This window comes from Nesterenkonia sp. DZ6 (assembly GCF_022565835.1).
Taxonomy (GTDB): Bacteria; Actinomycetota; Actinomycetes; order Actinomycetales; family Micrococcaceae; genus Nesterenkonia.
The window spans coordinates 1,106,964-1,118,751 of record NZ_JAJOYW010000001.1 but is presented as its reverse complement, the minus strand read 5'-3'; the positions used below and the strand labels follow the sequence as shown (position 1 = coordinate 1,118,751).

At 68.7% G+C, this 11,788-nt stretch carries 8 protein-coding genes; 7 read left to right on the top strand and 1 reads right to left on the bottom strand.

Translation table 11 applies throughout. From position 1 onward, the window contains the following. Window positions 1-34 precede the first annotated feature (34 nt). The 3 genes from LTH93_RS05010 to LTH93_RS05000 all read left to right on the top strand — a co-directional run bounded on the left by LTH93_RS05010 (window position 35) and on the right by LTH93_RS05000 (window position 2,202). The gene (locus tag LTH93_RS05010) at window positions 35-346 is read left to right on the top strand and encodes a hypothetical protein (protein WP_241470263.1); all 312 of its coding nucleotides are present in this window, start codon (window positions 35-37) and stop codon (window positions 344-346) included. Window positions 347-444: 98 nt separating this feature from the next. Continuing rightward, window positions 445-1,911: an HNH endonuclease signature motif containing protein gene (locus LTH93_RS05005; RefSeq protein ID WP_241470262.1), complete on the top strand. Its 1,467-nt coding sequence runs from the start codon at window positions 445-447 to the stop codon at window positions 1,909-1,911. A gap of 120 nt (window positions 1,912-2,031) precedes the next feature. After that, window positions 2,032-2,202 carry a hypothetical protein gene (locus LTH93_RS05000; protein ID WP_241470261.1) on the top strand — a complete coding sequence of 57 codons (171 nt, stop codon included), beginning with the start codon at window positions 2,032-2,034 and terminating at the stop codon, window positions 2,200-2,202. A gap of 70 nt (window positions 2,203-2,272) precedes the next feature. On the opposite strand, the gene LTH93_RS04995 is transcribed toward LTH93_RS05000, so the two are convergent. Next, window positions 2,273-3,700 carry a GntR family transcriptional regulator gene (locus LTH93_RS04995; RefSeq protein WP_241470260.1) on the bottom strand — a complete coding sequence of 476 codons (1,428 nt, stop codon included), beginning with the start codon at window positions 3,698-3,700 and terminating at the stop codon, window positions 2,273-2,275. A 149-nt stretch (window positions 3,701-3,849) separates the two neighbouring features. Between LTH93_RS04995 and LTH93_RS04990 the strand changes: the two genes are divergently transcribed. The 4 genes from LTH93_RS04990 (at window position 3,850) to rlmN (ending at window position 11,772) form a co-directional block, all read left to right on the top strand. Further along, window positions 3,850-7,491 carry a bifunctional proline dehydrogenase/L-glutamate gamma-semialdehyde dehydrogenase gene (locus tag LTH93_RS04990; protein ID WP_241470259.1) on the top strand — a complete coding sequence of 1,214 codons (3,642 nt, stop codon included), beginning with the start codon at window positions 3,850-3,852 and terminating at the stop codon, window positions 7,489-7,491. A 346-nt stretch (window positions 7,492-7,837) separates the two neighbouring features. Continuing rightward, a complete protein-coding gene (locus LTH93_RS04985) occupies window positions 7,838-8,539 on the top strand; it encodes an FMN-binding negative transcriptional regulator (RefSeq protein WP_241470258.1) in 702 nt (233 codons plus the stop codon). Next, window positions 8,536-10,107: an amidohydrolase gene (locus tag LTH93_RS04980; protein WP_241470257.1), complete on the top strand. Its 1,572-nt coding sequence runs from the start codon at window positions 8,536-8,538 to the stop codon at window positions 10,105-10,107. Before LTH93_RS04985 ends, LTH93_RS04980 begins: the two co-directional genes overlap by 4 nt. 240 nt (window positions 10,108-10,347) lie before the next feature. Continuing rightward, a complete protein-coding gene (gene rlmN, locus LTH93_RS04975) occupies window positions 10,348-11,772 on the top strand; it encodes a 23S rRNA (adenine(2503)-C(2))-methyltransferase RlmN (RefSeq protein WP_370642675.1) in 1,425 nt (474 codons plus the stop codon). The last annotated feature ends 16 nt before the right edge of the window (window positions 11,773-11,788 follow it).

Below are 11,788 nucleotides of genomic sequence, written 5' to 3'. Positions count from 1 at the left end.
GCGCGAGGAGGCGAATCACATCGCGGCGGCGCACGTGGCCACCTGGCAAGAGACTTACACGGACCTGCTCCCCGCCGAGTTCTTCGCCGAAGGGCATTCTCGTCAGCGCCGCGAGATGTGGGCACGGATCCTCTCCGAGCTGCGGGCCGAGTGGAGCGTCCGGGTCGCAGAGCCCGATGGCGAGATCATCGGCTTCGCGATGGCAGGGCCGGTCAGTCTCTGGGTGGCCAAGCAGAACCCGCGTGCCATGGCGTTCTACCGCCGCAATGGGTTCCGCTGCGACGGAACTGAGAAGCGGGATCCTGGCGCTTCCGCCATCACGGACATCCGGATGGTGCGTCCCTGACACGGGTCTCGCTGACCCCTCGACCCTCCTTCAAATACAACCAAAATGGCATGAACTGAACTATTGAATCTCACCCTATTAGAAGATATATTCGAATCATGCAGGTTGCACTCACTGATCCGAATGCAGAGCCGCTGCGGGAGTCCCAGCGGCAGCTGAATCGAGGTCAGGCGGAGCAGCTGCGCCTGCTTGTGGACTACGTGGAGTCCTTCCTGCGTGACACCGCGGTGATCGAGCCCGAGCTCATGCGCAGCGCTCGCGGTCATGCGACCGCCGAATCGGCGGCCATCATGAATGCGGCAGAGGCCCTGGGGGCCAGCGAGGGGCACGTGTACACCCAGTACCAACAGGCCTGTTTCGCCCGGCACCACCTGCCGCGAGTGTGGGGCGCGGTGCGTGCCGGAGATGTTCCCGTCCGTTCTCTGGTCCGTGTGATCTCAGCGGCTGAACGCCTCGTCGCTCCGGTGCACCGGGAACGCCTCGACGCCGAGGCCGCGACCTATGCACTGACCCATCGGCCGGCGCGGCTGAACGCCTGGTTGAACCGTTTTGTGGCTCGAATGGAGCCTGACCAGCATGTGCAGCGGTGTCGCCGCAGCCATGCCGAACGCCGGGTATGGCTGGAGCATCTGGAGGATGGAGTCAGCATCCTTCACGCGATGCTGCCCACTCTCACCGCTGAGGCCATCAAGAACCGGTTGGTGGATGTTGCCCGGAGCCCGAGGCAGGACGTCCCCTACGATCCCTGTGTCGAACGGCCGGTGGTGGGGAGGGTCGGCGCCGGGGGTATGACCAGCGCTGCTGGCGCTCCGGGTGGATTCGACTGGCTCGGCCTCCCGGGTGGCGGACCTGATGCTGGGTCGGACGCCGGGTGGGAGGCACCGAAGCTGGGACCCGCCGAGGACCCTGTCGGGGTGGCCGGTGACGATTCCTCAGAGCGCGCCGCAGCTCCGACGAACCGAGAAGCGGGGGATCCCAGGACCCAGGCCCAGCGGGAGGCAGATCTCGTCTCGCACTGGCTGCTCGCCGGTCAGAGTGAGTCCGGCACACCCATCAACGCCCACGTCGGAATTCTCATCGAGCCCGAGACCTTGCTGTCGGGTTCGGGCTGGGCCGCGGGCACGCCTCGGGGTGCTGGGCAGCCCGCGCTGAGCGGAAATCGGCGGCACGCCTATCCGGCAGAGATGATCCGGCGGATCATCCTCAGCGAAGAACATCAGATCACCTGGACCCCGGCGCCGGCGCCGGTCCCAGCCGCCCGGTCCGCCCCATCCGACGCCGCGCCCGCTCCACACGTGGCGGCGTTCGAGCCCCTGATGCGGGTCTATGAGAGCCGATTCGTGCCCAAGCTCCTTCGTCGGGCCATCGAGTTCCGCGATGGCACCTGCCAAGCGCCGGGATGCATGGTCGCAGCTGAGCACTGCGACATCGATCATCAGATCCCATGGCCCCACGGCCAGACCACGGCGGCCAACCTGTGGGCGCTGTGTCGCAAACATCATCGGCTCAAGACCGCAGGTTTCCTGGACGTTCCCGCCGACCGTCCACCCCCGGCGAGCCCGTAGGCCGGCCCTGATGACAGCACCCCTGGGGGAGTGTTGCCAGCGCGAAGATCCTGCCCAGGTTTCCGGTCTGCGGCCCTGTCCGATGCCCCGGTGTGGGGCTCCGTCGCCACGAAGGATCCCATGACCGACGAATATCGACATTCCGCCTCCGGCCTGACCTCCGGGTGCGAGGAGCGGCAGGTGCTGGAAAACATCAACCAGGTGCGGCGCTGCGCCTCGCATATCGTCGCGATGAAGGACGACTGCATCGCCGCCGAAGGCACCGCGTCTTCGATGTCGACTTGCGCGTGATCGAGGACCCAGGGGCCGGCGCCGCTGATGATTCCCATGGCGCCGGTGCACCGACTCACCGGCTGAGCGGCTACCGGCTCAGCCGCGACCACAGCTCAGCGTCGAAGGACTCCGGAGCCAGCGCAGACATGTGCCGTACGGCATTGTCGAGCTTCAACCGCCAGGCCCGCACTGCAGCTTCGGCGTCTCCGGCCAGCACCGCGGTCAGGATGCGCCGGTCATCGCTGACGATGCGCTCCACCGCGGGGCTGTAGTCCAGGCGCAGCACGGCGATGAACATCCGCACCCGCAGGGTCAGCGCGTGGAACCCCCGCGCGGACTGGCTCAACCCGGACGCCTCCGCCAGCTCCTGCTGAAACTGCAGATCCGCCAGACCGACATCGAACCGGGTGCCCTGAATCGCCGCCGCCTCCACCGCCCCCAGCGCCAGTCGGACCGGCAGCATCCGGTGCCGGGGCTGCACCGCGCAGGCCCTGAGCAGGACCATCCCGAGGTGCAGTCGGGCTGCGTACAGGTCGACGACGTCCGCCCCGGTCACTGCGGGAACCCTGAAGCTTCCCTGATGGAAGTCCAACAGCCCATCATCGACCAGTCGGCTCATCGCCGAGCGGACGGCGCTGCGGCCGAGTCCGAGTTGACTGCCGAGCACGTCAGGAGAGAGGCGGTCGCCCGCGAGGAAGCCCGAATTGGTGATCTCCCGGCGCAGTGCGATGGCGATCTGTTCAGTCACCGAGAGCTCCACCTGGGAGAACCAGCGGTTCCGCGGCGACCGCTCCGGGTCGGTGGGCAGCGCGGCATCTTCGGCGCCCAATTCGGAATCTGAGTCAGAAGAAAATTCGTTTTGCTGGGCCCCTCGCTGCCACTCTGTGCCGTGCAGTCCTCGTCCGGCACGTCGGGCCAGGAGATCCAGCAGGTCACCGGGAATCGCGTCGGCGGTCGGCGCACAGAGGCTGAGCAGTGCAGCTGTGCGGTCGAGGAACTGATCCCAATCGGGGGCATTGGCGTCCCAGCAGGCGCTCAGCTGGTCTGGGTCGTGAACGGCGACCTCTGCGGGGTGAGCCGCGCCGGCATCCCGGACCCGCCAGCGCGCGGCCTCCGAAGCGTGCAATGAGGCCATCAGGGCAGTGGCCCGACGTTCCGCGACGGTCTGCTGCCGGATGGCGGTTCTCGCCTGAGGGGCGAAGCGCAAGATGATTCGCGGGAACCTCACCTGCAGCTCCGTCACGACCAGGTCGCCGACCGCCGGATCCGGAGCCCCGCCGAGCAGTTCGTCCCCGCAGTCGCCATCGGTGCCCCCACCGGCCCCGCCTGCGCGGGCCCGCCGGATCCTCCGGCAGGCGCGGCTGACCAGCGTCTGGCTCAGTCCGGTGAGCTCGGCGATGCGCCGGGTGGAGAAGTCCGGTGTGCTCACCCTCGCCCCGGCCGTCGCGAGCACGCTGGCCACGATGTCATCAGCCGTGTCCTGGATCCGCGGGCGGCCCCGACCGGTGGTCTGCATGCTTGCCAGTCTCCACCATTTATGACTCAAAAGATACGGAGAAAACCCGTAATGGAGTGCTTCCCGAGTGTGTGACGACACACACTGGAAGTCAGTAGACCGAGCACTCCGACAGCTGAACCCGCATCCTTGCGTGAAATGAGGCCCCGATGTCCACTCAGAACACCGCCGAGCTCACCGACCTTTCCGAGGCCGCAGTCTCCAAGGTCACCCGCTGGCTGCAGCGCGGCCCCGGTGAGACGGGTTCCAGCAAGCCCAGCAAGCCCAGCAAGCAGAGCAAGAACCACGCCGCCGCGGACAAGTCCGCCCAGCGACTCTCCGCTGTGCTCTCCCACCCCAACGGCCTGGACTTCACGGTGGGATTCGTCGACCGGGTCATCCGCACCGAGGACACCAGGGCCGCCGCCTCCGCGCTCGCTGAGCTGGGCGGACTCGCCCCAGACACGCTCTCCTCGCTGGACCGGGCGCAGATCCGCGCCGGCAGCGCGCTGGCCAAGACGCTGCCCGACGTCGTCGTCCCCGCGGCCCGCGCGCGGATGCGGTCCATGGTCGGTCACATGGTCGTCGATGCCCGAGACAAGCCCTTCGGCAAGGCCGTGGCTTCGATCAAGCAGGACGGGCATCGGCTGAACATCAACCTCCTCGGCGAGGCGGTGCTCGGAGAGGCTGAGGCGGACAAGCACCTGCAGGACACCGTCGACCTGCTGCGCCGCGATGACGTCGACTACGTCTCCATCAAGGTCTCCTCCATCGCCTCGCAGATCTCCATGTGGGGCTTCGAGCAGACCGTGGACTATGTGGTCGCCCGGCTCATCCCGATGTACCAGGAAGCGGCCAAGGCTCCCGCGGGATCCAAGTTCATCAACCTGGACATGGAGGAGTACCGCGACCTCAACCTGACCATCGCGGTGTTCAAGACCCTGCTCTCGCGTCCCGAGCTGAAGCACTACGAGGGTGGCATCGTGCTGCAGGCCTACCTCCCGGATGCGCTCGGCGCGACCCAGGAGCTTGCTCAGTTTGCCAACGCCCGGGTCGCGGCAGGCGGAGCAGGGATCAAGATCCGCCTGGTCAAGGGCGCGAACCTGGCTGTGGAGAAGGTCCACGGCGAGATCGCCGGCTGGCCCCAGGTCACCTGTGAGTCCAAGGAGGCCACGGACGCGAACTACAAGCTCGTCCTGCACTGGCTGCTGACCGAGGAGAACATGGCAGGGGTGCGGATCGGAGTGGCCGGACACAACCTCTTCGACATCGCTTTCGCCCACCTGCTCGGCGCCGAGCGCGGTGTCACCGGGCAGATGGAATTCGAGATGCTCCAGGGCATGGCCACCGAGCAGGCCGAGGCGGTCAGCGCCGACGTCGGCCAGCTGCTGCTCTACGTCCCGGCAGTGCGCCCCGCCGAGTTCGACGTGGCCATCTCCTACCTGGTCCGCCGGCTCGAGGAGAACGCTGCCAGCGAGAACTTCATGTCAGGCATCTTCGAGCTGGAGGTGGACGGCTCCGGCCGCGGCAGCGAGGTCTTCGAGCGCGAGGCCCAGCGCTTCCGTGACTCGTTGGCGCTGCTGGAAGAGATCCTCAGCAAGCACGGCCACACCGCGCCCGGCCCGCAGCACACCCAGGATCGCAGTCTTGAAGAGCGGCAGGGTGCTGAAGTGCTGTCGAGCGCGGGCGAGCTGAAGAACGACGACGCCGCCGCCGCCCTCCCGCCCTTCGTGAACGAGCCCGATACCGATCCCGCGCTGCCGGCGAACCAGCGCTGGGCCGCGGACGCCGTTGCCCGCGCGTCACAGCCAGGCTGGCTGGAGGGTCAGTCGCTGCCGGAGAAGATCAGCGGCGAGCGCATCGATGAGCTGGTGGCCCAGGCGCGCGCGGCGGCCGAGCCGTGGGCGGCGCGCCCCGCCGTCGAACGGGCCCGCATCCTCTACCGGGCCGCAGACATCCTGGCCGCGCGCCGTGGACATCTTGTCTCGATCGCCGCGGCTGAAGTGGGCAAATCCGTGGCCCAGACGGATCCGGAGATCTCCGAGGCGATCGACTTCGCCCGCTACTACGCGCACAGTGCCCTGGAGATCGAGCAGGTCGAGCATGCCCGGTTCATCCCGGACCGCCTGGTGCTGATCACCCCGCCGTGGAACTTTCCGCTCGCCATCCCGGCAGGCGGCACCTTCGCCGCGCTGGCCGCCGGTGCCGCGGTGATCCACAAGCCCTCGAACCACACTCCGCACTGTTCGATGGCGATCCTGGATGCGCTCTGGGATGCGGGCGTTCCGCGCGAGGTGCTGCACGGGGTCTATCCCTTCGAGGGCGCGGACGGCAAGCGCCTGGTCTCCCACGACGGGATCGACCGGGTGATCCTCACCGGCGCCTCCGAGACCGCCGCGATGTTCCGCTCCTGGAAGCCCGCGCTGGCGATCAATGCCGAGACCTCCGGCAAGAACGCCCTGATCGTCACCCCCTCGGCGGACCGCGACCTGGCAGTGGCGGACCTGGTCACCTCGGCCTTCGGCCACGCCGGGCAGAAGTGCTCCGCCGCCTCGCTGGGCATCCTGGTGGGAAGCGTCTATGACTCGGAGCGGTTCCGCCGCCAGCTGGTGGACGCCGCCTCATCGATGGTCGTGGACTGGCCGAGCAGCCTTGCCGCCACCGTCGGCCCGCTGACCGAGGAGCCCAGCGAGAAGCTGCGCCGCGCGCTCACGACCCTTGAGCCCGGTGAGTCCTGGCTCCTGGAGCCCAGGCAGCTCGATGACACCGGCCTGCTGTGGTCCCCGGGAATCAAGGACGGCGTGAAGCCCGGATCCTTCTTCCACCTCACCGAGGTGTTCGGACCGGTGCTGGGGCTGATGGAGGCCACTGATCTGGACGAGGCCATCGCCGCGCAGAACCAGGTCGACTTCGGACTCACCGGTGGCATCCACTCGCTGGAGCCCGCGGAGGTGAGCACCTGGCTGGACAGGGTTCAAGTCGGCAACGCCTATGTCAACCGGGGCATCACCGGGGCGATCGTCCAGCGCCAGTCGTTCGGCGGCTGGAAGCAGTCCTCGGTGGGGCTGGGCTCCAAGGCCGGCGGCCCCAACTATGTCATGCTCTTCGGTCGCTGGGAAGATGACATGGTGGGTGCCGCGGCTCCTGCCGGAGGCTCCGCCAGGGCTGTGGTCGAGGAGAGTGTGGGGAGGCTCATGGACTCAGCCGTCAGCTCCGGGATCGTCTCCGGGGCTGATCGCTCCTGGCTCGCCGCGGCCGCCGCCGATGATCAGCGCTGGTGGGAGGCCGAGTTCGGTCAGCCCGCTGACCGCACCGGGTTGGAGAGCGAGGCGAACATCTTCCGGTACCTCGGTGAGGACGTGCTGCTGCGCGTGGGCGTGGACGCCACCGCGGTTCAGCTGCTGCGCGCGCTGGTCGCAGCCCAGCGCGCCGGGGCAGACGTGAGCATCTCGGCGTACCCCAAGCTGCCGCCCGCGACTGCGAAGGCGCTGGAGCTGGGGCGCAGGACGCTGAAGCTGACGGTGACCCAGGAGACCACGGGTCAGTTCTCCACGGCGCTTGCCGCCGGTGTGCATGACCGCGGAGTCGGGGTGCGGGTGCGTGTGCTCGGCGCCGTGGACTCCGAGCTGCGCATGCGGCTCGCGGAGCGCCCTGAGGTGGCGCTGATCGCCGATGAGGTCACCGCCTCCGGCCGTGTGGAGCTGCGCTATTGGCTCAAGGAGCAGGCGGTCTCGATGACCCTGCACCGCTTCGGAAACCCTGCGCGGGACTTCCACCGATTGGCGCAGGAGCTCAAGCGGCCGGTGGTCTGAGGCTTGACCAGGTCACTCGCCCAGGCGGATTCGCAAGGTGTACGCGGCCGACAGTTCTTCGGCCGCAGTCCGGGTCCTCGGTCCGTGCGCGCTGAGACTGCGCGCCCTGAGACTGCGTGCGCTGAGACTGCGCGGCCTGACCGAGCAGCGGCAGGAACGCCCCGCTGACGCGCAGCATCGGCGGCTCGGGCTCAGTGAACACGTCCAGCCCTGCACCGCGGGCGGCCCTGCCGTCCTGTCAAGGCTCTCCGCGCTGGTCAGCGGCTCCAGGGCGGTGAGCGCGCTGGTGTGCGTGAAGGGAGTCCTTCCACTTGGTGCGGCCGAGGCAGCTCCCTATCCTGGGGGGATGCGTCACAACCCGGATTACGCCCTCGAGGACCTCGAGGCCATCAAGGACCTGATCACTGCGCACCCCTGGTGCACCTTCGTGGCACACACCCCGGCGGGCCTCGTCGCCTCGCACTACCCGGTGATCCTCGAGGAGCAGGCCGACGACGACGGCGGGCTCGTCCTGCTCAGCCATGTCGGTCGGCCCGATGAGGCCAAGCTCGGGCTGGGTGGTGCTGGCGGGACCGAGCCGAGCGAGCTGCTCGCGATCATCCAAGGGCCGCACGGCTACATCTCACCGAGCTGGTACGGCAGCCGCCCGAATGTGCCCACCTGGAACTTCGCCGCGGCGCACCTCTATGGCGTGCCCGAGGTCCTCTCCGAGACCGAGAACCTCGCCGTGCTGCACCGCCTCGTGGAGCACTTCGAGCGCCCGCTCCCGGACCCGCACCTGCTCGACGCCACGGAGGAGAACAGCGAATACGCCCATCGGATCGTGCGCGGGACCGTCGGGTTCCGGCTGCGCGTCACCCGCATCGAGGCCAAGGAGAAGATGAGCCAGGACAAGTCCATGGAATCAGTGCGCAACATCATCGATGAGCTGCGCGGCACCGGCCCCTATGCGGACCCGGCGCTGGCAGATCGGATGTCCCGGGTGAATGAGGCGGCACTGAATGAGGCGGCACTGCGGGAGACCGCTGTGAAGGGAGATGCCCGATGAATCCAACGTCACGGCGTTCTGACTCGCTGATCCTGCGCAACGTCCGGCTCCCCGGTGGGGATGGCGCGCTGACCTCGGGCCCGGTCCTGCACGATGTGCACCTGGTGGATGGGCGGGTGGCGTCCCTGGCCCCCGCCGGGCCGGGGGCCCGGCGGGGAGGAGCTGCAGGCACCGACTCCCTGGACGCCGACGGCCGCTTCCTGATCCCCGGGCTGTGGGACCACCACGTGCACTTCACCCAGTGGGTGATCGCGCGGCGGCGCCTCGACCTCGCCGCGACCACCAGCGCGGCAGAGGTGCTGCAGCTGGTGCGCGGGGCGCTCAGCTCCGACCCGGCGCTCGCGGTGGAAGGTTCGGAACAGGCGGGCTCCGGCGTCGTCGGGTACGGGTTCCGGGATGGGCTCTGGCCCGACCTTCCCTCGCTGAGCAGCCTGGACGAGGCGACCGGTTCGGTGCCGGTGGGCCTGATCAGCGGCGATTTGCACTGCATGTGGCTCAACACCGCGCTGCAGACTCGACTGGGAGTCTCCACGGACGCCAGCGGGCTGCTGCGCGAGGCGGACTCCTTCGCCGTGATGGACCAGCTCCAGGACCCCGCCGCGCTGACCCCCGAGATCTACCGGCAGACCGCTCAGGCGGCGGCGAAGCGTGGGGTGGTGGGGATCGTCGAGTTCGAGAATGCCGACAACATCTCCCAGTGGCCGCTGCGCACCGCGGCCGGAGTGGACTCGTTGCGCGTGGAGGTGTCCGTCTGGCCCGACCGGCTGCAGTCGGCGCTGCTGGCGGGGATCTCCACCGGCGATGCGCTCGATGAGCGTGGACTGGTGACCATGGGGCCGCTGAAGGTGATCTCCGACGGTTCGCTGAACACGCGCACCGCCTGGTGCTGGGACCCCTATCCGGAGGTGGACCTGATGCATCCGCACAGCTGCGGGATGCAGACGGTGCCGATGGATGAGCTGCAGGATGTGATGCGTCAGGCCCGCGACGGGGGGATCGCCGCGGCGATCCACGCGATCGGGGACCGGGCGAACAGCGCCGTGCTCGACGCGTTCGAGGCGCTGGCCATGCCGGGAGTGATCGAACATGCCCAGCTGCTGCGCTGGGAGGACATCCCGCGCTTCGCCCGGCTCGGACTCACCGCCAGCGTGCAGCCCGAACATGCGATGGATGACCGTGACGTGGCCGATGCATATTGGGCCGGGCGCACCGATCGGGCCTTCCCGCTGGACGCGCTCACCCGCGCCGGGGTGCCGCTGCGGCTGGGCTCCGATGCGCCGGTCGCCCCGCTGGACCCGTGGGTGGCCATCGCCGCGGCGGTGAGTCGAAGCCGCGACGGCCGGGACGCGTGGCATCCGGAGCAGCGCCTGGACCCGGCCACCGCGCTCGCGGCAGCCACCCGCGGGGGCACCGCAAAGGGAAGTCACCAGGTCAGCGAGGGAGACGCGGCGGATCTGGTGCTCGTGGAGACCGATCCTCTCGCTGATCCTCAAGCCGTCGGTCTGCGTGAGATGGGCGTCTCCGCGACGCTGCTCGGCGGTCGGCTGACCTACGACGGGATCAGCTGAGCGGCTCGGAGTGAGCGAAGCGCGTCAGTCTCTCCGGGCCTGGTGCGCCAGCAGCGCCGCCAGGCAGCCGCCGTAGAGCACGATGGTGATCATCCCGACCGGGAGATCAGACTCAGGCGCAAGCAGGGCTCCTTCAGGGGCTGCTGGAAACCTGGTCGCGCCAGCTGAGCTCCGCCCGCCTGAGGGCAGTGTCAGCACCGGGCATACCGGTTCCACGCCGCCCATGGGACAATCAGTGCGATGTCATCTTCGAAGAACTCGCGCCCCGAACCGTCCAGCTCCGCGCCCAAGCAGGGGCCGGCCCGCAATGCCTCCGGGGCGCCGAAAACCGCAGCCGGCGGTCCGCCGAGAAGCTCCACGTCGGCTCCGCCCGCAGATGCCGCGCGTCCGCAGATCCGGCCCAAGGCAGAGGGCTGGAAGCAGCCCATGGACGCCGAGGGTCGACCGAAGCTTCAGTTCGCGCAGCCCAAGGTCAAGCAGCCGCCCAAGCACCTGGCGGACATGACCCTGGACGAGCGGATCGCCCGGGCCAAGGAGCTGGGCATCTCCGGCTTCCGCGCCAAGCAGCTCTCGGTGCACTACTTCCGGCACTACACCTCGGACCCGGAGCAGATGACCGATCTGCCCGCCGAGACCCGCGAACAGCTGGTCGAGGAGTTCCTGCCCCCGCTGCTCACCGAGGTCCGCCGGCTCAAGACCGACGACGGCGCCACGATCAAGTTCCTCTGGCGGCTCTTCGACGGCGCCATGATCGAGTCGGTGCTGATGCGCTACCGCAGCCGGATCACGCTGTGCATCTCCTCGCAGTGTGGCTGCGGGATGAACTGCCCCTTCTGCGCCACCGGCCAGAACGGACTGACCCGCAACATGTCTTCGGCTGAGATCGTGGACCAGATCGTCCAGGCCAACCGGGCCATCGCCGCCGGAGAGCTCGACGCGCCGAACGCCGCCGAGATCGCCGACGAGGCCGACCATGCGGCCCTGGGCGAGGAGACCGACTTCGCGGAGTCCGAGGAATCGGCAGCCGCGGGCAAGGGCGCGTCGTCGTCCCCAGGCGTGGGCCCGCAGCGGGTCTCCAACATCGTCTTCATGGGGATGGGCGAGCCGCTGGCGAACTACAAGCGGGTGATGAACGCCGTGCGCCGGATGGTGGATCCCGCGCCGGAGGGCCTCGGGATGAGCGCCCGCGGGATCACCATCTCCACCGTGGGGCTGGTCCCGGCGATCCGCAAGCTCGCCGATGAGAACCTGCCGATCACCTTCGCGCTGAGCCTGCACGCCCCCGACGACGAGCTGCGCGACGAGCTCATCCCGGTGAACTCGCGCTGGAAGGCCGATGAGGCCATCGACGCGGCGTACCACTACTACAAGACCACCGGCCGGCGGGTGTCCATCGAGTACGCGCTGATCAAGGACATGAACGATCACCAGTGGCGCGCCGAGCTGCTGGCCGAGAAGCTCAACGCCCGCGGCCGCGGCTGGGTGCACGTGAACCCGATCCCGCTGAACCCCACCCCGGGATCGATCTGGACCTCCTCGGAGCCCGACGTGATGCGAGCCTTCGTGAACCGGCTCGAGTCACTCGGGGTGCCCACCACGCTGCGCGACACCCGCGGCAAGGAGATCGACGGCGCCTGCGGCCAGCTCGCCGCCGCTGAGGACTGACACCTAAGGACTGTCT